This is a genomic window from Cryptosporangium minutisporangium (genome assembly GCF_039536245.1).
Taxonomy (GTDB): domain Bacteria; phylum Actinomycetota; class Actinomycetes; order Mycobacteriales; family Cryptosporangiaceae; genus Cryptosporangium; species Cryptosporangium minutisporangium.
Genome location: NZ_BAAAYN010000002.1, coordinates 40,996 through 64,120, shown reverse-complemented (window position 1 = coordinate 64,120; position 23,125 = coordinate 40,996). Strand labels below are relative to the sequence as shown.

Sequence of the window (23,125 nt, the reverse complement as noted above, 5' to 3'; positions counted from 1 at the left end):
CCACGGCGGCATCTGCGGCGGCACGGACCGCGGTGACCTCGGTGGCGACCGCCGCCGGATCGCGGCCGACCGCCAGGTCCGCGAGGACGCGTTCACCGACGTCGCGGAGGTCGGCCGCGGCGGAGGCGAAGCGTTCGACGGCGTGCTCCATCCGGGCGCCGGCGGCGGTGACCGGACGGTCGCCGGACGCCGCGGAACCCTCACCGCTGTCCCCGGCGCTCTCGGTCGTCTGCTCCAGTGCGCGCCGCCGTCGTTCGGCGAACGCGGCGGCTCGGTTGTGCCCCGGATCCGCGCAGTACTCGGGTGCGCGACCCGGTCCGGACGCCGGTGCGGCCGGTCGGTCGCACCCCGGATAGCGGCACGGACGCGTCCGGGTGGCGGACGGCACGGCGGCTGCGACCGACGGCGCGGGGGTCGTCGGCGGCGGGGCGGACGCGCGAGCGGCAGGCACCGGAGCGACGCGGTCGGGGGTGTCCATCGGCTCAGTCGGCCCGGTGGCCGCCGGTCGCGCGGTCGCGGAGCGTCCGCATCCGGCCGGTGACCGCACGGAACGCCGCACGTCCGCGCGCCGCGACGCCGTGGGAGGCCACACCGCCGTCGGTGGCCGCGCCGCGAGGGCCGAGCCCGGCGGGGCCGGGCGGTGGTCCGCCGGTGCCGGAGGTGTCGCCGACCGCCGCCTCGAGGACCGACGCCTCGTCGATCCGGGCGTGCAGCCGGGCTCGGATCTCATCCGGTGAGTACGCCCGCCGCCGACGTTCCGCGCGCGCTACCGCGACCCCGCTCGCCGCGACGCCGGCCAGACCGGCAAGGCCGACCACTTTCCACCAACGCATCCGTCTCGTCCCCGTTCTGCACGTGGTCGCCGTCGCCGGGCGCGCCTTCTCAACGCCCACTGATAGGGGCGTGGCTAGGCTATCGGCATGCCCGGCAACCGGATGACCCTGACCGAGGCGGTCGAGCTGACGCGCACCGGCGATCTGTGGCTGTTCCGGGGGCGGACGGCCGCCGACCGGGCAATCCAGACACTCACCAACAGCCCGGTGAACCACGTCGGCATGGCCGTGACGCTCGACGACCTGCCGCCGCTGATGTGGCACGCCGAACTCGGCCGGTCGCTGCCGGACGTGTGGGCCGGCACGCACGTGCGCGGCGTCCAGTTGCACGTGCTCGCCGATGCGGTGCTGATCTGGGGCAATCGATACGGGCAGCGCGCCTGGCTCCGGCAGCTCGACGCCTCGGTGACCCGCGAGACGGAGGACGCGGTCCTGCGGACGATCGCCCGGCTCGACGGCACCCCGTTCCCGTCGACCGCGGGCCTGGCCGGACGCTGGGCACGGGGCCGGAGCCGGCAACGGTTCCGGTCGCTCCGGGACGCCGCACGGACGGCGCTGGGCGCGGTCGCCGGCACGCGCGCCGAGGACTCGACCAGGCCCGACAACGCGCTCGAGTCGGCCTACTGCGCCGAGGTCGTCGCGCTGACCTACCAGGCCATGGGTCTGCTGCCGGCGAGCCGGTCCTCCGACTCGTACGACCCGGGCAGCTTCTGGAGCGGCGACAAGCTCGATCTCCAGCTGGGTGCCCGGCTCGGGAACGAGATCGAGGTCGTGCTCCCGGAGAAGTGAGTCCGGTACGAAGCGCGATCCCTCAGCGACGCCGGGAAACGTGCAGGACCGTGCCGTCCGCGCCGGTGACGACGGTCAGACCGGCTCCGGAGAACCGGGTGCGATCAGGGTTGTCCTGTTCGGGCGCGACCCGGGTCGGGGACGCGAGAACGTCGGCCACCTCGGCGTCGGTGATGCCGAAGTCGGTGGCGGAGCGCCGCGCGCCGCGCGTCATCCTCACCGCGCCGGCTCCCTCGGACTCCGCGGCGAACGAGTGCTGCCCGGATGCGCCGGAGGAACGGGGGTTGCGCCCGCCGCTGGACGGGCGTCCGGGGGTGCGGCGGCGCTGACCGCCGTCGCGTCCGCCGTCCCGTGCCGTCTCGCGGCCGCCCGCAGGCCGGCTCGGCGCTGCCTCACGACGGCGCTGGGTCGGTGGGGTGTCGGCGTACGCCGCGGAGTCGTCGTCGTCGACGGACGGTGCGCTCGGCGGGGCCAGGAAGAGTAGTGCAGGTGCTGCGGAAGGAGCAGACGAGCGTGAGGGCATAACGTCCCTTCTGGTCGACGCGTCGGTGCGCTGGCGGCTGCGGCCGTGCTCCGGGGAATTTCGAGGGAGCGAGCGTTGCCTTTCGGCTTCTCGAGGACGGCCAGCGCGCCGTCTCATGGGGTTCGGAGGCTCGCGGCCTCCGGGTAAGCAGGACCTCCGGGGTTACCAGGGTCAGTGTCGCCTCGAGTCAGGGTCGCCGACGGTGGCACCCGGCACTGCTGTACAGCCACCCGACTACCACCATACCCGCAACGACGGCGTCGCGCTGGGGTGTGAACGGTGGTCGAGTCGGTGAGCGCCGCTGGAGGAGTGACCAGCATCTCAGCTACGGGCGCCCACCAGATCCGGTGCCTCGGGGGCGGAAGTCCGACCCTCGGTGGCCAGCGGCAACGTGAACCAGAAGACCGTGCCGCCACCGGAATTGTCGGCCGCGCCGATCGTCCCGCCGTGGCGCTCGACGATCCGGTGGCAGATCGCCAGGCCGAGTCCGGTCCCGGGATAGCCGGAACCCACGTGCGCGCGGTGGAACCCGTGGAAGATCTGCGCGTGCTGGCCGGACGGGATGCCGATCCCATGATCGGCGATCTCGATCCGGATCCACCCCTCGGCCCCGGACACCGGCCGGGCGCGGACGGCGATGCGCGGTGTCTCGTCCGGGGGCGTGTACTTGACCGCGTTGCCGAGCAGGTTCGTCAGCAGCTGCCGGATCAGCGCACCGTCGCCCCGGACGACCGGCAGCGGGCGGACGACGAGGTGCGGCGTGTTCACCCGGTCCGGACGCACGAGCAGTGGAAGCACCTCGGTCACCAGCGCGGTGAGATCGACGTCGGTGAGTTGCAACTTCGCGTCCCGAGCCGTCGCGTAGGCCAGCAGGTCGTCGATCAGGCGCCGCATCCGCTCGGTGCCGGTCCGGACGCGGGTCAGGTGATCGAGCGCGGTCGTCACGGCGCGGGGTTGCCTGCCGAGCACCCGTACCTCGGCCAGGTCGTCCTCGGCCAGCTCCAGGTAGCCCACGACGTTGGCCAGCGGCGCCTTCAGGTCGTGTGCGGCGATGCCTGCGAACGCGACCAGGTCCGCCTCGTACGCCCGGAGTGCGGTCACGTCGCGGGCAACGGCGAGCGCTCCGTGCCGGTCGAACCCCAGATCGAGCGGTTGCGCGGAGACCTGCACCCGGACGCCGTCCGGCCGCGCAGGGTTCCGGACGACGAACTCGTCCGTGCACGCCGCCCCCGCCAGCGCGCGACGGAGTGGGAGTTCCTCAGCGGGGTACGGGGTGATGCCGTCCACCCGGTAGATGCCGTACTGCTGCCGGTCGTCCGGATCTCCCGAGCCCGGTACCGCCAGCGTCGCCTGCGCGGACGGGTTGAGCAGTACCAGCGATCCGTCCGCGTCGGCGACCGCGATGCCGTCCTCCACCCCGTTGAGCACCGCTTGGAGCAGCACCGCCTGCTGCCGGGTCGAGCGCTCGGTCCGGCGCAGCTCCGCGGTGGCGGCCGCGACCTGAGCGCGTGCCCGGGCCCGGCCGCTGGCCAGGACGTACACCAGGAGCGCCAGCAGCAGGCTGACCCCGACGCCGGTGAGTAGCGCGGTCTCGTCCAGGTAGACGTCGACCCCGAGGAGAGCGGCGGCGGAGGTGCTGGACCAGATCCGCAGGTGCCACATCTGTTGACCGACCGCGAGGCGCGCGGTCCGCTCGACGATCGTGCCGGAGTCGTTCCCGGCGCTGCCGGAGAGCGTCGCGATCCGAGTGGTGCTCCCGCCGGTGCCGGCCGCGGCGAGCGAGACGCCGACCAGCCCCTGCGACGCCTCGCGCAGCGTCATGCTGAGGAAGTCGTGACCGTGCACACCGAGATGCACCCACCCGACGAACCGGCGGGCGGCCGTCGTCGATCGGTAGATCGGCGCGACCAACGCGACCGAGAGCTGCCGTCGGACGGTCGGCAGGTTCCGGTCGCGGAGCAGGACGTAGGCGTCGGAGACCGCCAAATCTCCGGAGAGCCGTGCCGCCTCCATCGCCGCGATCGGCTCCGGCGCGGCGGCGAAGTCCCGGCCGACTTGGGGCTCGGTGCCGTCCAACCGGCGGTTGAGCACCTGGAAGTAGTGCTTCGGCGCGTCCGGGACTGCGGTCAGCGTCAGCGTGGGCTGGCCGCGGCTGCGCCAGCTCTGCTGCACCGCAGGGATCTGGGCGGTCGTCGCGGGCACGACCACGCTGAGCCCGGTGGCCCCCGGCAGGTTCTCCCGGGGCAACGTCGCGGCGATCGCGAAGAACCGGGTCGCGTCGAGGTTCTCCAGCGCACCGAGGGACGCCGCAACCTGCCGCGCGGTGTCGGTGTAACGGCGGATCTCGGCGGCGACCGCGGTCCGTGCGATCGCGTTCTGTCGGTCCATCGCACGATCGACACCGTGCTGCTCGACGTCGCGGAGCCCTTCGGCGATCAGCACCGAGAGCACGACGCCCAGCACCGCGACGGTCGCCGCCAGCAGCGCCCCCTGAGCGCCGACCCGGGCACGTTCCGGCCGCTCCCCGGCGCGATGATGCGTCCCGCTCGGCTCGTCGGTGGGCGACGTCATGTCGCTGATTGTGTCGGTTAAGGGACTTAATGTGAACTTTGTGCGGTAGGTGTCTCAGTCGACCGCGGGCTCCGGCGTCGCGCTGGCGGTCGGCGCGGGTGACTCGTCGCGGCGCCGGACGAACAGTCGTCGGGACGGCCGCTTCGGCCGGTCGAGATCGGAGATCCGGGCCAGGAGCGGTCCGGAGACCACGGTGATCAGCACGTAGGCGGTAGCTAGCGCGCCCAGCTCCCCGTCCACGCCGGCGGCGACGGCCAGCCCGGCGATGACGATCGAGAACTCGCCACGCGGCATCAGCGCCAGCCCGGCACGCAAGCGACCCTTCGACCCGATCCCGGCCCGGCGCGCGGCGTACCAGCCGGTCAGCACCTTGGTCCCCATCGTGACGATCGCCAGGCCGAGCGCGGGCAGCAGGACCGGGGGGATCGTCTCCGGATCGGTGGAGAGCCCGAAGAACACGAAGAACACCGCGGCGAACAGGTCGCGCAACGGGCTGAGCAGCGCGGTCGCCGAGTGGGCGACCTCGCCGGAGAGCGCGATACCGACCAGGAACGCGCCGACGGCGGCCGAGACCTGCAGCTCGGACGCGATGCCGGCCACCAGCAACGTCAAGCCGAGAACGCCGAGCAGCAGCGCTTCCGGGTTGTCCGCGGAGACCAGCTTGGTGATCCAGTCGCCGTACCGCAACGCGACGAGCAGCACGATCGCGACCGTGCCGAGCGCGATCCCGAGTACGACCGACCCCTTCGCGAACCCGACGCCGGCCAGCATCGCGGTGAGGATCGGCAGGTAGAGCGCCATCGCCAGGTCCTCGATCACGAGGACGCTGAGCACGGTCGGCGTCTCCCGGTTACCGAGGCGGCCGAGGTCGGCGAGCGTCTTGGCGATGACACCGGACGACGACACCCAGGTGACGCCGGCCAGCGCGACCGCACCGACCGGCCCCCAGCCGAGCACCAGCGCCAGCACGGCACCAGGCACCGCGTTGAGCAACGCGTCCACGACACCGGCCGGCGCCGCGCTGCGGACGTTCGTCACCAGCTCGGCCGCGGAGTACTCCAAACCCAGCGTGACCAGCAGCAGCACGACGCCGATCTCGGCGCCGACCTCGATGAATCCCTCGCTGGCGGAGAGCGGCACCAGGCCGCCGTGGCCGAACGCCAGACCCGCCAAGAGGTAGAGCGGGATGGGGCTGAGCCCGATCCGTCGACCGGCGCGGCCCAGCAGGGCCAGCGCCAGCAGGATTCCGCCGACCTCGATCAACAGCGTCGCGGAGGAATGCACCGGCCTCCCTCGTCTTGCTATCCGCTTCTGTCGTCGCCGGGCCGTCGTTGGCCCGTGCACGTCGTCGCCCCGGGCGCGCGGCCCGGCCACCCCCTGCTGCGGCCCTCTATGGCCGCGACCACCCCACGGCCGGTGTCACCAGCCGCACCACTTGCTCGGTCCGGGACCGCAAGCGGTCACCGGTCGTGCGTCCTGCCCGTGCCCGCCGTCCAGCCCGGTACGAGTCGATCCGGACCGGTACGGCCCGGTGCTCCGGCCGGACGCCGCCGCGAGCGGCGGCGCCGGGTGTAGCTGCTGGTCAGGCGTCGCCGCGGAGGATCGCGGCGACGCCGTCGATCCCCTCGCGGGTGCCGACCACGACCATCATGTCGCCCGGCGCGAAGACGAACGACGGCCCGGGTGACGCCACCACCTCACCCTGCCGCAGGACGGCGACGATCGAGGCGCCGGTTCGCGTCCGGGCCTGCGTGTCGCCGAGCGGACGCCCGGCGTACGGCGACCCCTCCATGATCGGTAGCTGCTCGGTGAGCACGCCGGTCACCTGCTGCTGGAGCTCGGCGAGGTGCCGGACCAGCTGCGGTGCGCCGAGCAGCTCCGCGAGCGCGTTGGCCTCGTCGCCGTTGAGCGGGATCGTCTCGCTCGCGGCGTCCGGGTCGTCGACGTCGTAGACCACGAGTTCCCGGTGGCCGTCGCGGTGGGTGAGCACGCCGATCCGGCGACCAGCCCGGGTGACCAGGTCCTGGCAGACGCCGATCCCGGGGAGGGCTCGCTGCTCTACCCGCGCACTCATCCTCGTCCTCCGGCTCATTACCCCCGCGGCCCCCCGGCTCGTGTCCGACTACCTTAGCTTGCCGAACGGCCGTGCTGAGCTGGGAACGCCGTCGGCGAGGAACTGTCGTACCGGGGGGTTACCGTGCGTGCGTGACGGTTGAACCTCGAGCCCAACCTGAGACAGTCGACGCCGACTCGTGGGCGGGCGTGGAGCTGTCCACGCCGATCGGTCCGCTCGGTGTCGTGGTGACCCGGCTCGGCGTGCTGGCGGTCGGGCTCGACGGGCTGTCCGCAGCCGAGCGCGCGGCCGGCACGCTGACCGGTCTGCGGCCGGGCGACCTCCCAGGGCCGGTCGCACGGGTCCGGGAGGAGTTCGGCGCGTACTTCGCGGGTCGGCTACGCGCGTTCAGGCTGCCGATCGACTGGCGGCTGTCCAGCGGCTACGCCCGCGAGGTGCGGCAGACGCTGTACGCGACGGTCGGTTACGGGGAGACGATCAGCTACGGCGAGCTGGCCCGGCGGGTCACCGACGCCGAGGCGGACGGCGAGTTCGGCGCGGCGCGGGCGGTGGGCCGGGCGATGGCGACGAATCCGGTGCCGGTGATCGTGCCGTGCCACCGGGTGCTGGCCGCCGACGGCAGCCTGCACGGGTTCGGTGGGGGACTGGAGATGAAGCGGCGTCTGCTCGCGCTGGAGGGCGCGGTCCCCGACACGCTGTTCTGACCGCGAGCTACGCCTCGTCGATGAGCTGTCGGAGGTCGACCAGGACGGTGCCCAGCCCGAACGACAGCTCCGCAGAGGCCGGCGCCTCGTCGTCGTCCAGGCCGAGCTGAGCGACGCGGCGGTACGTCGCATCCTCGTCCAGGACGTACGCGTCCAAGCCGCGGTCGCGCGGATCGACGACCCAGGAGTGCGCCAGGCCGACCGCGGCGTACTTCGTCGTATTCACGACGAGGACGTCACGGCGATCGGTGGAGAGCACCTCGACCGCCAGCGCCGGAGTCCCGGTGTACCGCACGGTCTCGTCGGTCCGGCGATAGACCATGACGTCCGGAACGAACTCGTCCGCTGCTGGCTTCCAGGCCCATCCGGTCTCGACCTCGAACTCGGGTGGGAGCGTGGACTCCAGCAGGTTGGCGATTCGACGGCAGATCCGCTGGTGAAGACGGGCGGGCTGGGGGACACCACCAAGGTCCCATCGATGTACTCGCCGCGGACGTCGGGACCGAGCTTCTCGTACTCGTCCCAGGACATCGGCTGACCGATCGGAACAGCCTGGGCTGCGTGCACCATAGCGCCTCCCCTCGACCTCATCTCCAGCCTACGGATCGGGCTGGGGACAACTGCGCGGATCGCGGTCGGCACCGCATCGGGAGTGCCGATCTTTGGCGTCGGTCGTAGCGCCACGACCGGGCGGTCACGGCCGCGTCGCCGCGCCCGGTCAGCACGATCAGCGTGGGACTGCGAGCCGGACGCGGAGCCACGGCACTGCGGTCAACTGAACGACTTAGCTCCCGACAGTCGTTAAGCTCCGGTTATGTCCGTATATCCGGCCGTGGCCGGACGACATGCGCGGCTGCCGCACTGGGCTTCCCTGCCCGTGGTGGTGGCCGTGGTCGGGTTGAGCGTGACGATGCTGGTCACCGGCGTGCTGCACCAGTCCGAGCAGCGCCGGGCCGAGCTTCTGCTCGACCGGCAGGCGGCGGCGGTCGAGGCCGCTGTCGCCGCGGAGGCCAACCGCTACACCGACGCACTGACCGACCTGACCGCCGCGATCGGTGCGCAGACCAGCCTGACCGCCGCGGACTACACCGCGATCATGTCCGGACTGAGCCTGCAACGCCTCTACGGAGCGTCCGCGGTGTCCCTGATCATGCCGTCCTCCACCGCCGAGCTGCCGGATCCGTCCGAGGCCTGGAACACCGACCCGCGCGCCGACGCGTTGGTGCCGGACGCTCGGGCGCTACCGCACCGGTACGTCGTCCTCAACCGCACGCTGGACGGATCCGCCTCCGAGGTCGGCCGGGACGTCAGCGGGGTCGAGCCCGCCCGGGAAGCGATGGACCTGGCCGTGCAGCGCGGTCTGCCCACCGCCAGCCGGACGTACGTGCTGCGCAAGGACGAGCGGCGGCTGCCCGCCGCCCGGCGTCAGCTGTCGTTCGTCGTGGCCGCACCGGTCCGGGCGTCCCGCGCTCCACGCAACGGCGAGCTACGCGGTTGGCTGGCGATGAGCGTGCGCGGCCAGGACTTCCTCGAACGGACGTTGCGCAACGCGGCCGCCGGGCAGGTGCGGGTCGAGCTGAGCGAGGTCGAGGGGTCGACCGCTCGCCGGATCGCCGGCTGGCCGCAGGCCCGGACGAGCTCGCTCGCCGAGGGTGGGATCGCCGGGCGGGCCGACGCGGCCGACCGGATCGGGGCCACTCCGTCGCCGAGCTGGCAAGCGGCCGGAGTCGAGTACCGGTGGGTGGAGGTGGCCGGCCGGACCTGGTTGCTCTCGGTGGCGCCGGTCGCCGGGTTCGTGCAGCCGGACAGCGCGCTGGACACCGTCGTCCTGGTCGCGGGGACGATGATCGCCCTGCTGCTCGCCGCACTCGTGGGCGTCCTCGCGCGGTCGCGCGACCTGGCGCTCGCGGACGTCGAGCGGGCGACCTCCGCGCTCCGGGCCGACGTCGCCCGGCGGGAGGAGGTCGAGGTCGAGCTGCGACGCCGGGAGCGCGAGCTGGCGGGGTTCGCCGGTGTCGCCGCGCACGACCTACGGTCACCGCTGACCGCGGCCTCCGCCTACCTGGAGGTGCTCGCGGACGAGGACGGCGATCGGCTGGACGGGCAGGGGCAGGAGTTCCTCGGTCGGGCCCGGTCCGCGGTGGCCCGCACGGACCGGATGCTCACCGATCTGCTCGAGTACGCCACGGCCGAGAACGTCGAGTTGAACCGCGCCCAGGTGGACCTGGCCACGATCGCTGCGGACGTGGTCGCCGAGCGGACCGATCGGATGGAGCCCGACCCGCGCCGGGTCACGATCGGCGACCTGCCGGTCGTCTCGGGTGACCCCGGCATGCTTTGCCAGGTTCTCGACAACCTGATCGGCAACGCACTGAAGTACACCGCGCCGGGGAGTCCGCCTCGGGTGACCGTGAGCGCGCAGCGGATCGAGCGTGGCTGGCGGATCCAGGTCGCCGACCGGGGGATCGGGATCCCGGCCGACGAGCGCGAGGGCGTGTTCGACGCGTTCCACCGGGGCGCCGGTAGTGCGGGCTTCTCCGGCAGCGGACTGGGGCTGGCGATCTGCCGCCGGATCATCGAGCGGCACGGCGGCGCGATGGGCGTCGAGGACAACGTCGGCGGGGGCAGCAACTTCTGGTTCACGCTGCCGGATCCACCGGAGACGTGCTGAGCCGAGCGCCGCGAGGCACGAGCTCGTCGGCGGGCTGGTTACCGGAACAGGATCCGGGCGACCTGGCTGGTGGTCTCGACGCCGGCCGTGTAGCTGCCGCCGCCCCGCTGGTCGGCCATGACCGCCAGCAGGTACCGCTGGCGGCGGCCCACGAACCCGGCGGTGTTCAACACCCACCCGGCTCGGTACCGGAACCACCCGTTCTTGTTGCCCCGCACCCAGCCCGATCCGGCCGCCCACACGCCCCACTGCTGGTTGCCCGCGACGCCGCGCATCCGCGCGAGGAGGTAGCGCCGCACTTCGCTCGGCGTCTCCCGCACCACGTACCGGACCAGTCGGCGGAGGTCCGCCGCGGTCGTCTTCATCGCTCCCCAGTGGCGGGCGAGCCCGGGCACGAACCCGGTGTCGGTCATGCCGTAGGTGCTCCAGCGCGCCACCATCGAGGCGCCCCCGTATCGCCGCCAGAGCTGGTTCGCTGCGCCGTTGTCGCTGGTCACCAGCGCGGTGTACAGCAATCGCCAGTCGCGGGTGGAGAGCCGCAGCTCGCCCCGGTGCCTGCGCATCAGGATGTCGAGCGCGATCGCGAGCTTCGCGGTGGAGGCGGCGTAGATCTTCCGGTCGGCGTACGTGTTCCGCCAGACCCGGTTCCGCCAGCCGTCGGAGACCGCCACGCCGGTGTACCCCGGTCGGGTGGCGAGATAGGCGTTGACCCGCTTGATCCGGACCGCGAAGTCGCAGTCGAAGCCGGTGGCCTGGTCGACGCAGCCCGCCGCGCGTGCCGGTTGGTCCGCCGCCGGTGCGAGGAGCAAGCCCCCGGCCAGGGCCGTCACGAGAAGACAGATCGACAGGCGTACGCGCACAGGTCCTCCTGTACCGGCGGATGCTTGAAAGCGAGATTAATGGCGATTTGTCAGATTCGTGAGGATCGCTCGCGGCGGGTCGCCGGGCTCGCTGTCGAACCGCCAACTCACGTCCGAGAAGGCGTCTCGCCCGCGGTACAGCCGGTCGAGGGCCGGGTACAGCGACGGGGAGGCCTCGGCTACGCGGGGTCGGTACTTTCGCCGGTCGGCAGGCGGGGCGGCGCGCGCGGGTCTATACCCGAGGGAGGGACGTCCCGACGCCGAATCAGGGAGCCCGACGCAACCAGGAGGTAGTACGGTGCCGATCGCGACGATCGATCCGACCGACGGTCGGGTGCTCAAGACCTTTCAACCGCTCACCGAGGCGCAGGTCGAAGCGAGCCTGGCGCGATCGGCCGAGGGGTTCGCGGCGCTGCGCGCCACCACGTTCGAGCAACGGGCGACGTGGCTGCGCGCGGCCGCCGACATCCTCGACGCCGAGCGCGACGAGATCGCCCGGACGATGACCGTCGAGATGGGTAAGACGCTGGTCGCCGCCAAGGCCGAGGTGTCCAAGTGCGCCACCGCGTGTCGCTACTACGCCGAGCACGCCGCCTCGTTCCTGGCCGACGAACCGATCGGCGACCCGTCCGAGGTGAAGGCCGTCCGTGCCTACGTCCGGTACCAGCCGCTCGGCCCGGTGCTCGCGGTGATGCCGTGGAACTTCCCGCTGTGGCAGGCGATGCGGTTCGCTGCGCCCGCGCTGATGGCCGGCAACCCCGGCCTGCTCAAGCACGCCTCGAACGTCCCGCAGACCGCGCTGTTCATGGAGGACCTGTTCCGGCGGGCCGGCTTCCCGGAGGGCTCGTTCCAGACCCTCCTGATCGGCTCCGACCAGGTCGAAGCCGTACTGAGCGACCGGCGGGTCGCCGCGGCGACGCTCACCGGCAGCGAGGGTGCAGGCCGGGCGGTGGCCGCGATCGCCGGGCGCGAGCTGAAGAAGACCGTGCTCGAACTGGGCGGCAGTGATCCGTTCGTGGTCATGCCCTCCGCGGACATCGCGCGCGCCGCCGAGGTCGCGGTGACCGCACGCTGCCAGAACAACGGTCAGTCCTGCATCGCGGCCAAGCGGTTCATCGTCCACACCGACGTGTACGACGCGTTCGCGACGGCGTTCGTCGACCGGATGGCGGCGCTCACCGTCGGTGACCCCCAGGACGAGAAGACCGACGTCGGGCCGCTCGCCACCGAGCAGGGGCGGACGGACGTGGCCGAGCTGGTCGACGACGCGGTGGCGAAGGGCGCGACGGTGTTGTGCGGTGGTACCGCTCCGGAGCGTGCGGGGTGGTGGTATCCGCCGACCGTGGTCGCCGACCTGACGCCGGACATGCGGATGTACCACGAGGAGGTGTTCGGGCCGGTCGCCGGGTTGTACCGGGTCTCCTCCTACGAGGAGGCGATCGAGGTCGCGAACGGCACCGACTTCGGTCTCGGCTCCAACGCCTGGACCGGCGACCCGGCCGAGCAGGAGCGCTTCGCCCGTGACCTGGAGGCGGGCGCGGTGTTCGTCAACGGCATGGTCACGTCCTACCCGCAGCTGCCGTTCGGCGGGATCAAGGTCTCCGGCTACGGACGCGAGCTGTCGTCCCAGGGCATCCGCGAGTTCTGCAACGTCAAGACCGTCTGGGTGGGTGAAGCGCCGGCCGACCAAGCGCCGCACACCGAGTGACGCGGGGCCGTCCCGCACGAGCCGCTGATGGTTGTCGCCCTTTCGGGCGGGCGCGCTGGGTGGTTGTCGCGCTGTCCGCGCGGCGCGTGGGTGGTTGTCGCTCTTTCGGGGCAGCCCACGTAATGAATGTCGTGGATTCCGAACCATGACACGGAATCCACGACAACCATCTCGGCGGGGACCCGGAAACGGTGACAACCAGCCGCAACGACAACGTGTGAGCACGGGTGCGCCACCGGCGACGCAGCGGCGTCCGCGCTACCCGCGCGCGTGAAGGAGGAGTGCGAGGTCAGCCGGCGTCGGAGGGCTCGGCGACCCAGGCGGAGAAGACCGGAACACCGTGCCAGGGCCCCCGTCGCGCGCCGACCACGGCCACCACCGCGTACGGCCGCCCGAACCGCAACGCGGCCCGGCGTAACACGCCGGGCCGCGGCGACGGCGCCACCGAGCCGACCCGAATCCCCAGCGCAGTCACCGCCGCGGCCTTGAACCCGACCCGGGAGTACTCGGCCATCGCACTCTGCACCGCTTCCACCGCGAAACCCTCCGGCCGCGGTGGCAGCAGCGGCAGCACGGCCGCGGCGGCGTCGCCGAATCCGGTGCGCGGGTCCCGCAGCAGGTCGTGAGTGCTCCGCGCCGACCAGGCCGGCAGCGTTGCCCCGCAGTGCTCCTCCCGGCCGTCGCGGGCCAGCGTCTGCGTCGGCTCCTCGGTGATCGTCCAGGCATGGCCCTCGCCCAGCGGCAGGTCGAACAGCGAGTACCGCGGGGCGAGCGCGTCGACGTGGTCGGTCGCGATCCGGTGGGCGGCCGCGAGCACAGCGGGCGGCGCGACGTCCGGCGCACCGATCACCGAGACGACGACGAGCGGGTCGTCGTCCGCACTCTCCACGGTGTGCACGGCCACGTCCCCGGCCTCGGGGGTGGGTGCCAGGAAGCACGCGTGAACGTCGGCCGAGCGCAGCGCCGTCGTCACGCGCTCGGCCCAGGGGCTGTCGGCTCCGAGTTCCGCGGCCGGTGCGGTGCCGAACGGCGTCAGCCAGGACACGTCGGTGGCCAGCGCGGACGCCAGCACCAGCAGCGTCCGCGCGTCGACGCGGATCGGGAACTCCTCGATCAGGCCGCCGGTCCGGGTGCTCGCCCACGCGTTCGCGCCCTCCTGAGAGGGGACCGCTCCGCGTTCGACGATCTCGGCCAAGCCGGACTCCCAGGCCCGCAACGCGGGTGTGCGCTGGTCGGCCCGCGTCCAGAGTGCCGCGGCCGCGGCCACCGCGGGATGCGGCTCGGACAGCAACCGCCCGGCGCGGGCGGCGGCCTGCTCGGCCGGCTCACCGAGCAAGTCCTCCAGCGACGCCCGGACCGGGCCGGTCGCCGCCGGTGCGGCGAGCGCCAGCACCAGCCAGGCGCCGAGCGGCGACGCGACGTGGTGCGCGGGCCTCTCGCCGCCGAGCGCGGCGTGCAGGTGCTCCGCGTAGCGGGCGACGAGCTGCGGAAAGCGATCGAGCTGCTGCGGCATCGGCTCAGTGTCCCGTGCCGTGTCCACCGCGAGGCGCCGGGGATCGCCCCTTGACGGCCATGTCGTCCGAGTGGTCTAGTCCAGTCGAGAAGTGGTCTAGTCCGGGCTGTACCAGGACTGCACCCCCGTACCGAAGCAGACCAGCGGAGGCCATGCTGAGCGCCGTGAACACTCCCGCAGACGTGCCGCCCGCGACCGATTCCCCTCAGCTCATCGACGCGCGCAGCCCGGTGCCGAAGTACTACCAGCTGCGCGAGATCCTCCTCGACCTGATCGAACGGGAACTCACCGTCGACGCACCGGTGCCGTCCGAACGTGAGCTGGCTGCCCGCTACGGCCTCTCCCGGATGACCGCCCGACAGGCGATCGAGCACCTGGTCAGCGAAGGCAAGCTCTACCGCGTGCAGGGGCGCGGGACGTTCGTGGCGCGGCCGAAGATCGACATGCCGCTGCGCCTCACCTCGTTCAGCGAGGACATGCGGGCGCGCGGCATGGTGCCGGGCGCCCGGGACCTGGGGCGGCGCTCGATCGACGCACCGGCGGCGGTCGCGCGCGAGCTCGGCGTCGAGGCCGGGGCGCCGCTCTACGTCGTCGAGCGGCTGCGCACCGCGGACGGCGTCCCGATGGCGTTGGAGCGGTCGCACCTGCCGGCCCGCCTGGTGCCGGGGCTGCTGGACCAGCCGCTGTCCGACCGCTCGCTCTACCAGTTGCTCGCGCAGGAGTACGGGCTGCTGCTCGACCGCGGCGACCAGGTGATCGAGGCCGGCATCGCCGACCGCAGCGACGCCGAGCTGCTCGCGCTGGCGCCGGGTAGCGCCGTACTGCGCCTGCAGCGTCGCTCGTGGGCCGGCTCGGTACCGGTCGAGTACGTCGTCTCGACCTACCGCGCCGACCGCTACCAGCTCCGTGCCTCGCTCGACATCGATCCTCCGGGAGGAACACGTACATGACCGATTTGGGCGCGCTCGTCGATCGGACTCTGCTGGTCGGATTCGAGGAACCCGACCCGCCGGAGTGGCTTCGCCGGGCGGCGCCCGGCCTCGGGGGAGTGGTCCTCTACGGCCAGAACCTCCTCGTCGATACGGACGGCGCGCGGCTGGCGACCCTGCTGCATGCCGAATCCGACGTCGTCCTCGCGGTGGACGAGGAGGGTGGTGACGTCACCCGCCTGCATTACCGCGAGGGAAGTCCCACCCCCGGCAACTATGTGCTCGGCGCCGCCGACGACCCGAAGCTCACCGCGGGGGTCGCCACCCGGATCGGCGTCGGGCTGCGCGAAGCGGGCATCGGCTGGAACCTGGCCCCGGACGTCGACGTCAATTCCGCGCCGGAGAACCCGGTGATCGGCGTCCGGGCGTTCGGCGCCGATCCGGACGTCGTCAGCCGGCACACCGCGGCCTGGATCCGCGCGCTGGAGGACACCGGCGTCGCCGCGTGCGCCAAGCACTTCCCCGGGCACGGCGACACCCGAGCCGACTCCCACCACGCCCTCCCGGTCGTGGAGTGCGACGAAGCGGAGTGGCGACGGGTCCACCTGCCGCCGTTCGTCGCCGCGATCGAGGCCGGTGTCCGTTCGGTGATGACCGCGCACGTGGTCGTTCCCGCCCTGGACGAGGTGCCGGCCACCATGAGTCGCCGCCTGCTGACCGACGTCCTCCGCGGTGAGCTCGGCTATCGGGGCGTCGTCGTCACCGACGCGCTGGACATGGGCGCGATCCGGGACGGGGTCGGCGAGGCCGCCGGTGCCGTCGCCGCGCTCCGTGCCGGTGCGGACGCGCTTTGTCTGGGCGCGATCGGTGGGGAAGGGCTCTATCGGCGGGTCCGGTCGGCGATCCTGGCCGCGGTCGACGACGGCTCGCTGCCCCGGGCCCGGTTGGAGGAGGCCGCCGGACGGGTCCAGGAGCTGCTGACGGCGGTGCGCTCGGCCGCACCACCCACCGCACCAGAGCCGGACGGCTGGGACGACCCCGGTCTGGCGGCGACCCGCCGCGCGGCTCTCGTCCTGGGCGACCGAGCGGCGGGAACCGCTCTGCTCCCCGGGGCGCCGTTGGTGGTCGAGCTGCGGGCCACGCCGAACCTCGCGGTCGGCGAGGCGTACTGGGACCTGGCCGCTCCGCTGGCGGAACTGGGCCGGGCACCGCTCGGCGTTCATCGGCTGACCGGCGACGATCCGCGGCAACTGACCGACCTGCTCGAAGCGGTGGAGGGTGTTCCGCTGGTCGTCGTCGGCCGGGACGTGCCTCGCCATCCCTGGCAGCACGCGGCCTGGCGCGCGGTGTCCGAGCGGCGTCCGGACGCCGTGCTCGTCGAGATCGGACTGCCCCGGCCCGACGTCGTGACCGAAGGGCAGCGCGTGTTCGTCGGCGGTGCCGGACGGCCGAATCTGCGGGTCGCCGCCGAGCTGTTGGCCGGTTATCCCCGGTGAGCGGCGGTCCGCCGGGTGAACACCCGGCGGCCGTTACCGAACTGACTCCTTGACGGCCCCTAGCCGCTGTGCCACAGTCCCGGGCTAGACCGGTATGGACCACCCGCCGAGCACGGCGCGGCCACCAGTCGGACCGAACCTAGATAGAAGGAGGCGACGTGGGCGTTCGCCGAGCGTTGACCGTGGGGATCACCGCGCTGGTCACCGCGTCCCTGGCGTTGACGGGCTGCAGCAGCAGCGACGACAGCGCGAGCGATGGCGGGACGAAGAAGCTCACCGTCTGGCTGATGACCGGCTCCGCGCCGGACGCGTTGGTCAACCAGATCAACTCCGAGTTCACCAAGGCCCACGAGGGCTGGACCGTCGACTACCAGGTCCAGCAGTGGGACGGCATCCAGGACAAGCTCACGACCGCGCTGGCCAGCAACAATCCGCCGGACATCGTGGAGCTGGGCAACACCCAGGCGCCGCTCTTCGTCGACTCCGGCGCACTGGCCGAGCTGACCGACGCCAAGTCCGACCTGGGCGGCGACAACTGGCTCGAGGGCCTCGCCGCGACCGGCGAGAAGGACGGCAAGACGTTCGCGACGCCGTTCTACGCCGCGAACCGCGTCGTGGTCTACCGCAAGAGCATGTTTGCCAAGGCTGGCATCACGGCCGCGCCGAAGACGATCGACGAGCTGATCGCCGCCGGTAAGAAGCTGCAGACCACGAACGCCTCGAACAAGCAGTTCCAGGCGCTCTACCTGCCCGGCCAGTCCTGGTACACGGCGCTGTCCTGGGTCTGGGCCCGCGGCGGCGACGTCGCGAAGCAGGAGGGCGACAAGTGGGTGGGCACGCTCGACACCCCGCAGGCGCAGCAGGGCTTCACCGACTACGCGAACATCTACAAGGCTCTCTCGAAGGGCCCGGTCGACCAGGACGAGGCCAACCCGCAGCAGTCGACGGTGTTCGCCAAGGGCAACGTGGCGATGTTCATCGGTCTGCCGTGGGAGATCGGCACCGCCACCGCCGAAGAGGGCGGTAACCCCAAGCTGAAGGAAGACATCGGCACGTTCGTGATCCCCGGCCCGACGGGCCCGGCCCCGGTGTTCCTCGGCGGCTCGAACCTCGGCGTCCCGGCGGCCAGCAAGAACCAGGACGCGGCCACCGACTGGCTGAAGCTGATGCTCAGCGAGAAGTACCAGAAGGAGCTGGCCGCGGCGGGCGTCGTCCCGGCGCTGGACAACCTCGGCGACGCGGTCTACGGCGACAACGAGGCAGCGAAGGTGATGGCGACTGCGGCCACCAACGGCGGCAAGGTCACGCCGGTCACCCCGGCCTGGGGCGCGGTGGAGAGCGGCACCAACCCGATCAAGAACGCGATGACCAAGGTGCTCCGCGGCACCGACGTGGCCACCGCGACGAAGGAAGCCAGCGACTCGATCACCGAGACGATGGCGAAGGCCAAGTGAGTCTCTGACGCGTCGGGCGCCGGGCCCTGCAGGGGCCCGGCGGCACCGTTCTGTGAGCTTCGAGAGAGGAGTCGGGCCGATGAGCGTGCCGACGCCGACCGTGATGCGGCCGGCTCCGGACGACGCCGACGAGGCGCCGCCGAGCGGGCCCCCTGCCGCGAAGAGGCGGCGGGAACCGCTGCCGTACATCCTGGTGGTACCGAGCCTGCTGGCGCTGGGTGTGCTCTTCGGCTACCCGGTCTTCCTGCTGTTCCGGATGTCGTTCCAGCAGCTCGGGTTCGGTGAGCTGGTCCAGCGGCTGACGATCTGGATCGGCTTCGACAACTACACCGAGATCCTCGGCGACAGCGAGTTCTGGCAGGTCGTCGGGCGCACGGTGGCGTTCACCGCGGTCTGTGTCGCGCTGACGATGGCGCTCGGCACCGGGATCGGACTGCTGCTGGTCCGGCTGGGCAAGAAGATGCGGATCGCGGTGTCGGCCTCGCTGGTCATCGCGTGGGCGGTACCGATCATCACCGCGACGACGCTCTTCCAGTGGCTCTTCGACGTGAACTACGGCGTCGTGAACTGGTTCCTCGGAACTCCCAAGCACGACTGGTTCGCCACCGGGTTGTCCACGTTCGGCGTCATCGTCACGGTCATCGTCTGGCAGGCCGTGCCGTTCGTCGCGTTCACCGTGCAGGCCGGGGTGCTCTCGATCCCGGAGGAGTACTACGAGGCGGCGCGGATGGACGGTGCCGGCCCGGTCCGGGCGTTCCGCGAGATCACGCTGCCGATCCTCCGGCCGATCCTCGCGGTGCTGACGTTCCTCTCGACGATCTGGGACTTCAAGGTGTTCGCCCAGGTCTGGGCGATCCGGCAGGGCGGACCGGACGAGCAGACCATCACGCTGCCGCTCTACCTCTACGACGTGGGCATCGCGTCCAAGCAGTACGGGCTGGCCGCGGCCGGCGCCGTGGTGATGGTGCTGATCCTCGCCGTGGGGATGGTGTTCTACCTGCGGCACATGCTGAAGACGGAGTTGGACTCATGAAGCTGGTCCAGGCCCCCCGCAAATTGCGCAGGGCGGGGCCGAACGCGCTCGCGCTGCTCGTCATCTTCTTCTTCGCGTTCCCCGCGTACTGGATGCTCCGGACGGCGTTCCTGCCGACCCTCGACATCCAGAGTGATCCGCCGGTGTTCTTCCCGACCGACCCGACGTTCGACCACTTCGTCACGGCGGTCGAGCGGCCCGGCTTCTGGATCTACGTCCGCAACAGCCTGTTCGTGACGTTGAGCGCGGTGGCGCTCTCGACCGTGACCGCGCTGCTGGCGGCGGTCGCGGTGGCCCGGTTCCGGTTCCGGGGGCGCAAGGCCTACCTGGTGCTCATCCTGGCCGTGCAGCTCGCGCCATTCGAGGCGCTGTTCATCCCGTACTTCCTGGTGTTCCGGCAGTTCGACCTGCTCGACCGCCTACCCGCGCTGATCCTCGTCTACTTCGTCTCGATCCTGCCGTTCACGATCTGGACGCTGCGCGGATTCGTCGCCGCGGTACCGGCGGAGCTGGAGGAGGCCGCGATGGTCGACGGCTGCACGCGCTGGCAGGCGTTCCGGCGAGTGGTGCTGCCGCTGCTCGGCCCCGGCCTGGTCGCGACGTCGATCTTCGGCTTCATCACGGCGTGGAACGAGTACCTGTACGCGTTCGTGTTCATGCGCAACGAGGACAACTACACGCTGCCGGTCTGGCTGGCGACGTTCCGCACCGCGTTCGGCGACGACTGGGGCGGTGCGATGGCCGGATCGGTGCTGTTCACGCTGCCGGTACTGATTTTCTTCCTGATCGTCCAGCGCCGGATGGTCGGTGGGCTCACCGCGGGCGCGGTGAAAGGATGACGCAAGTGACGAACGAGAAGAATGCGGACACGTCCGCTGACGGGATCGATCCAGGGGCACCGGGTTCGCTCATGGGGGCGGAGATCGCCGAGCAGCCCGCGATCCTCGCCACGCTGCTCGCCGAGGCAGCCGCGATCAGCGAGGTCGCCGACGCGGTGCGCGCGCGGGCTCCGCGGTTCGTGCTGCTCGCCGCCCGGGGCACCAGCGATCACGCCGCGCTGTACGCCAAGTACCTGGTGGAGACCCGCCTCGGTCTCCCGGCCGGGCTCGCGTCCCCGTCGACGATGACGCTCTACGGCAGCCGCCCCGACCTGCGGGACGTGCTGTTCCTCGGCGTCAGCCAGTCCGGCGCCTCGCCCGACCTGGTCGACTCCCTGACCGTGGCCGGGGAGTGCGGCGCGACCACTGTCGCGGTCACGAACGACCCGGGCTCCGCGCTCGCGTCCGCCGCCGAGTTCTCGGTGGACGTCCGGGCGGGCGCGGAGAAGGCGGTCGCCGCGACGAAGACGTACACCGCCGAGCTGCTCGCGCTCTACCTGCTGCTCGGTGGCTCCGCGGCGGACGCGGCGGCACTGCCCGACGCGGCCGCCGCCACCCTCGCCCGTGAGGACGCCGTACCGGTCGCCGCTGCCCGGTACCGCTTCGCGGAACGGCTGGTCACCACCGGCCGTGGGTTCGGCTACCCGACCGCACGGGAAGCCGCACTCAAGCTCATGGAGACCAGCTACCTCTCCGCGCAGGCCTTCTCCACCGCCGACCTGCTGCACGGCCCGCTCGCGATGATCGACTCCGGCGTGCCGGTGATCGCCGTCGCGACGCCGGACGCGGGCGGCGAGGCCGTGGCCCCGGTGGTGGAGCGGCTACGCGGTTCCGGCGCCGACGTCCTGGTGGTCGGTGCCGACCCCTCCGGAGAGCTCCCGGTCGTGCGCGACGGCGTCCCCCCGGCGCTCGCACCGGTGCTCGACATCCTGCCGCTGCAGCGGCTCGCCCGGCAGATCGCCCTCGACCGCGGCGAGAACCCGGACCGACCTCGCGGCCTTTCGAAAGTGACCCATACCCGATGAGTAGTAACGATCTCCCGCTCGACCAGCTCTCCGCACACGGGGTGGCCGAGCGACTCTTCGACGCCGAGGCGAGGGTGCTGCCCGCGGTCCGCTCGGCGACGTCCCGGGTGGCGGACGCCGCCGAACTGATCGCCGCCCGGATGGCGGACGGCGGTCGGCTGGTGCTGATCGGCGCCGGCACGTCCGGGCGGCTGGCGGTGCTGCAGGCGGCCGAGCTGCCCGGCACGTTCGGGCTCGCCGGCGACCGGGTGGCCGCCCGCACCGCCGGTGGCGGACCCGGCGGCCTCACCGGCACCGACGGAGACGAGGACAACGTCGACGCCGGGCGGGCCGACCTCACCGAGACCGGATTCGGCGCCGGTGACGTGCTGGTGGCGGTCGCGGCGAGCGGCCGGACGCCGTACACGCTCGCCGCCGCGGGGCTCGCCCACGAGCTGGGCGGCGCGGTGGTGTCGGTGACCACGGTGGCCGGTTCGCCGCTGGCCTTCGCCGCCGACGTCGCGATCGAGGTCCCGATCGGCCCCGAGGTGCTGCGCGGCTCGACCCGGCTGACCGCTGGCACCGCGCAGAAGCTCGTGCTGGATGCCCTGACCACCGCGGCGATGGTGCGGCTCGGGCGCGTTCACGACGACGTGATGATCGACGTCGTACCGGCGAACGCGAAGCTGCGGGAGCGCAGCGCCGGGCTGGTGGCCGAGATCGTCGGCTGTCCGCCGGAGGACGCCGCGGCCGCACTGGACCGGTGCGACGGCAACGCCCGCGCCGCGGTCCTGCTGTTGACCTCCGGGCTGCCGCCCACCGAGGCGGCGGCACTCGCTGCCGGTCACCGCACGCTCCGCTCCGCGCTGGCGGCGGCCCGGTGACGCTCCTGACAGGTGCTCGGGTGGTGACGCCCACCGGAGTTCTCGACCCGGGGTGGGTTCTGCTGGACGGGTCGACCATCACCGCGATCGGGACCGGTACTCCGCCCGAAGGCAGCGGTCCGGGCGTCGACCTGGGTGGCGGATGGCTGCTGCCCGGCTTCATCGACCTGCACGTGCACGGTGGCGGCGGCTACGACTTCACCACGTCGGCGGACGATCTGGCGGCCGGCGTGGCGTACCACGCCACCCGGGGCACTACCCGCACGCTGGTATCGCTGGTGACCGCTCCGGTCAGCGCGCTGACCGAGCAGCTGAAGTGGGTCGCTGACGCCGTCGATCGCGGCACCGGCGTCGTCGGGGCACACCTGGAGGGGCCGTTCCTGGCCGGCGCTCGGTGCGGAGCGCAGAACCCCGCGCACTTGATCGACCCGGACCCGGAAGCGCTCCGCACCCTGCTCGACGCCGGGCGCGGCACCGTGCGGGTGGTCACGGTCGCGCCGGAGCGGCCGGGCGGACTCGATCTGATCGACCAGTTGGTCGCGGCCGGAGTGGTGGCCGCGGTCGGTCACACCGACGCCGATTACGCGACGACGCTGGCCGCGTTCGAGCGCGGAGCGTCGCTGGTGACCCACGCGTTCAACGGGATGCGCGGTACCCACCACCGGGAGCCCGGTCCGGTGCCGGCCGCGCTCGACGCCGGGGTGCCGTGCGAGCTGATCAACGACGGCGTACACGTCCACCCGGCGGCGGCACGGCTGCTGCTCCGGAGCCCCGCCGGGGGCGGGGACCGGCTCGTCCTGGTCACCGACGCGATCGACGCGACCGGCGTCGGTGACGGCACCTACGTGCTGGGCGGGCAGGACGTCGTGGTGAGCGACGGGCAGGCCCGGCTGGCGTCCAACGGGTCGCTCGCCGGCAGCACGTTGACGATGGACGTCGCGGTGCGGCGGGCGGTCACGGTGGTGGGGATGGACATCGTCGACGCGTCGGTCGCGGCGTCCGGAACGCCGGCTCGCTTGCTCGGGCTCGCCGACCGCTGCGGCGCGATCGCCCCGGGCCTCGACGCGGACCTGGTGCTGCTGGACGAGGAACTCCGGCTCGCGCGGGTGATGCGCGGAGGCAGCTGGCTCAGCTGACCGGCCGCTTCGCGAGGCCGCTCCCGCCGCCGGGACATCGCCCGGCGGCGGCAGCGGGTCGATTC

Annotated in this window: 20 protein-coding genes and 1 pseudogene; 12 read left to right on the top strand and 9 right to left on the bottom strand. The window is 72.3% G+C overall.

Features of this window, described 5'->3' with window-relative positions:
* Both ABEB28_RS01545 and ABEB28_RS01540 read right to left on the bottom strand, forming a co-directional pair.
* Positions 1-478, bottom strand: a pseudogene (locus ABEB28_RS01545) (hypothetical protein); the annotation flags it as partial.
* 4 nt (positions 479-482) lie between these two features.
* Complete coding sequence (locus tag ABEB28_RS01540; protein WP_345726237.1) at positions 483-833, bottom strand: hypothetical protein; 351 nt, start codon at positions 831-833, stop codon at positions 483-485.
* Positions 834-920: 87 nt separating this feature from the next.
* Between ABEB28_RS01540 and ABEB28_RS01535 the strand changes: the two genes are divergently transcribed.
* Entirely contained in the window at positions 921-1,622 is a 702-nt protein-coding gene (locus ABEB28_RS01535) for a hypothetical protein (protein WP_345726095.1), read from the top strand.
* 22 nt (positions 1,623-1,644) lie between these two features.
* Here ABEB28_RS01535 and ABEB28_RS01530 read toward each other — a convergent pair whose 3' ends face one another.
* From ABEB28_RS01530 to ABEB28_RS01515, 4 genes are all read right to left on the bottom strand, one after another.
* The gene (locus ABEB28_RS01530) at positions 1,645-1,842 is read right to left on the bottom strand and encodes a hypothetical protein (protein ID WP_345726094.1); all 198 of its coding nucleotides are present in this window, start codon (positions 1,840-1,842) and stop codon (positions 1,645-1,647) included.
* Positions 1,843-2,466: 624 nt separating this feature from the next.
* Complete coding sequence (locus ABEB28_RS01525) at positions 2,467-4,716, bottom strand: ATP-binding protein (RefSeq protein WP_345726093.1); 2,250 nt, start codon at positions 4,714-4,716, stop codon at positions 2,467-2,469.
* A 54-nt stretch (positions 4,717-4,770) separates the two neighbouring features.
* Positions 4,771-6,000 carry a cation:proton antiporter gene (locus ABEB28_RS01520; RefSeq protein WP_345726092.1) on the bottom strand — a complete coding sequence of 410 codons (1,230 nt, stop codon included), beginning with the start codon at positions 5,998-6,000 and terminating at the stop codon, positions 4,771-4,773.
* 298 nt (positions 6,001-6,298) lie between these two features.
* On the bottom strand, positions 6,299-6,790 hold the full coding sequence (locus ABEB28_RS01515) for a cation:proton antiporter regulatory subunit (RefSeq protein WP_345726091.1): 492 nt from the start codon (positions 6,788-6,790) through the stop codon (positions 6,299-6,301).
* 131 nt (positions 6,791-6,921) lie between these two features.
* Here ABEB28_RS01515 and ABEB28_RS01510 point away from each other — a divergent pair, with 131 nt between their 5' ends.
* Positions 6,922-7,494, top strand: a complete 573-nt coding sequence (locus ABEB28_RS01510) for a methylated-DNA--[protein]-cysteine S-methyltransferase (RefSeq protein ID WP_345726090.1) — start codon at positions 6,922-6,924, stop codon at positions 7,492-7,494.
* 7 nt (positions 7,495-7,501) lie between these two features.
* Here ABEB28_RS01510 and ABEB28_RS01505 read toward each other — a convergent pair whose 3' ends face one another.
* Positions 7,502-8,020, bottom strand: a complete 519-nt coding sequence (locus ABEB28_RS01505) for a Uma2 family endonuclease (RefSeq protein ID WP_345726227.1) — start codon at positions 8,018-8,020, stop codon at positions 7,502-7,504.
* A gap of 288 nt (positions 8,021-8,308) precedes the next feature.
* Between ABEB28_RS01505 and ABEB28_RS01500 the strand changes: the two genes are divergently transcribed.
* Positions 8,309-10,165, top strand: a complete 1,857-nt coding sequence (locus tag ABEB28_RS01500; RefSeq protein WP_345726089.1) for a sensor histidine kinase — start codon at positions 8,309-8,311, stop codon at positions 10,163-10,165.
* A gap of 38 nt (positions 10,166-10,203) precedes the next feature.
* On the opposite strand, the gene ABEB28_RS01495 is transcribed toward ABEB28_RS01500, so the two are convergent.
* Complete coding sequence (locus ABEB28_RS01495) at positions 10,204-11,025, bottom strand: serine hydrolase (RefSeq protein WP_345726088.1); 822 nt, start codon at positions 11,023-11,025, stop codon at positions 10,204-10,206.
* A 298-nt stretch (positions 11,026-11,323) separates the two neighbouring features.
* On the opposite strand from ABEB28_RS01495, the gene ABEB28_RS01490 reads away from it, so the two are divergent.
* Positions 11,324-12,733 carry an NADP-dependent succinic semialdehyde dehydrogenase gene (locus ABEB28_RS01490; protein ID WP_345726087.1) on the top strand — a complete coding sequence of 470 codons (1,410 nt, stop codon included), beginning with the start codon at positions 11,324-11,326 and terminating at the stop codon, positions 12,731-12,733.
* Positions 12,734-13,022: 289 nt separating this feature from the next.
* On the opposite strand, the gene ABEB28_RS01485 is transcribed toward ABEB28_RS01490, so the two are convergent.
* A complete protein-coding gene (locus ABEB28_RS01485; protein WP_345726086.1) occupies positions 13,023-14,246 on the bottom strand; it encodes a hypothetical protein in 1,224 nt (407 codons plus the stop codon).
* A 164-nt stretch (positions 14,247-14,410) separates the two neighbouring features.
* Between ABEB28_RS01485 and ABEB28_RS01480 the strand changes: the two genes are divergently transcribed.
* The 8 genes from ABEB28_RS01480 (at position 14,411) to nagA (ending at position 23,060) form a co-directional block, all read left to right on the top strand.
* Positions 14,411-15,196 (top strand): GntR family transcriptional regulator, encoded by a 786-nt coding sequence (locus ABEB28_RS01480; RefSeq protein WP_345726085.1) that lies wholly within the window; start codon positions 14,411-14,413, stop codon positions 15,194-15,196.
* The gene (locus tag ABEB28_RS01475) at positions 15,193-16,671 is read left to right on the top strand and encodes a glycoside hydrolase family 3 protein (protein ID WP_345726084.1); all 1,479 of its coding nucleotides are present in this window, start codon (positions 15,193-15,195) and stop codon (positions 16,669-16,671) included. The genes ABEB28_RS01480 and ABEB28_RS01475 overlap by 4 nt, the downstream gene beginning before the upstream one ends.
* 158 nt (positions 16,672-16,829) lie before the next feature.
* Positions 16,830-18,125, top strand: coding sequence for an extracellular solute-binding protein (locus tag ABEB28_RS01470; protein ID WP_345726083.1), 1,296 nt, complete (start codon positions 16,830-16,832; stop codon positions 18,123-18,125).
* A 79-nt stretch (positions 18,126-18,204) separates the two neighbouring features.
* On the top strand, positions 18,205-19,158 hold the full coding sequence (locus ABEB28_RS01465) for a carbohydrate ABC transporter permease (RefSeq protein ID WP_345726082.1): 954 nt from the start codon (positions 18,205-18,207) through the stop codon (positions 19,156-19,158).
* Positions 19,155-19,997 carry a carbohydrate ABC transporter permease gene (locus ABEB28_RS01460; RefSeq protein ID WP_345726081.1) on the top strand — a complete coding sequence of 281 codons (843 nt, stop codon included), beginning with the start codon at positions 19,155-19,157 and terminating at the stop codon, positions 19,995-19,997. The genes ABEB28_RS01465 and ABEB28_RS01460 overlap by 4 nt, the downstream gene beginning before the upstream one ends.
* A gap of 71 nt (positions 19,998-20,068) precedes the next feature.
* A complete protein-coding gene (locus ABEB28_RS01455; RefSeq protein ID WP_345726226.1) occupies positions 20,069-21,061 on the top strand; it encodes an SIS domain-containing protein in 993 nt (330 codons plus the stop codon).
* Positions 21,058-21,924, top strand: a complete 867-nt coding sequence (locus ABEB28_RS01450; protein WP_345726080.1) for an N-acetylmuramic acid 6-phosphate etherase — start codon at positions 21,058-21,060, stop codon at positions 21,922-21,924. Before ABEB28_RS01455 ends, ABEB28_RS01450 begins: the two co-directional genes overlap by 4 nt.
* Positions 21,921-23,060 carry an N-acetylglucosamine-6-phosphate deacetylase gene (gene nagA, locus ABEB28_RS01445; protein WP_345726079.1) on the top strand — a complete coding sequence of 380 codons (1,140 nt, stop codon included), beginning with the start codon at positions 21,921-21,923 and terminating at the stop codon, positions 23,058-23,060. The genes ABEB28_RS01450 and nagA overlap by 4 nt, the downstream gene beginning before the upstream one ends.
* Positions 23,061-23,125 lie beyond the last annotated feature (65 nt).

Coding starts and splice junctions, on each gene's coding strand:
- ABEB28_RS01460 (WP_345726081.1), top strand. CDS start 19,155: ATGAAGCTGGTCCAGGCCCCCCGCAAATTGCGCAGGGCGGGGCCGAAC.
- ABEB28_RS01500 (WP_345726089.1), top strand. CDS start 8,309: ATGTCCGTATATCCGGCCGTGGCCGGACGACATGCGCGGCTGCCGCAC.
- ABEB28_RS01540 (WP_345726237.1), bottom strand. CDS start 833: ATGCGTTGGTGGAAAGTGGTCGGCCTTGCCGGTCTGGCCGGCGTCGCG.
- ABEB28_RS01455 (WP_345726226.1), top strand. CDS start 20,069: ATGGGGGCGGAGATCGCCGAGCAGCCCGCGATCCTCGCCACGCTGCTC.
- ABEB28_RS01485 (WP_345726086.1), bottom strand. CDS start 14,246: ATGCCGCAGCAGCTCGATCGCTTTCCGCAGCTCGTCGCCCGCTACGCG.
- ABEB28_RS01465 (WP_345726082.1), top strand. CDS start 18,205: ATGAGCGTGCCGACGCCGACCGTGATGCGGCCGGCTCCGGACGACGCC.
- ABEB28_RS01450 (WP_345726080.1), top strand. CDS start 21,058: ATGAGTAGTAACGATCTCCCGCTCGACCAGCTCTCCGCACACGGGGTG.
- ABEB28_RS01525 (WP_345726093.1), bottom strand. CDS start 4,716: ATGACGTCGCCCACCGACGAGCCGAGCGGGACGCATCATCGCGCCGGG.
- ABEB28_RS01475 (WP_345726084.1), top strand. CDS start 15,193: ATGACCGATTTGGGCGCGCTCGTCGATCGGACTCTGCTGGTCGGATTC.
- ABEB28_RS01515 (WP_345726091.1), bottom strand. CDS start 6,790: ATGAGTGCGCGGGTAGAGCAGCGAGCCCTCCCCGGGATCGGCGTCTGC.
- ABEB28_RS01535 (WP_345726095.1), top strand. CDS start 921: ATGCCCGGCAACCGGATGACCCTGACCGAGGCGGTCGAGCTGACGCGC.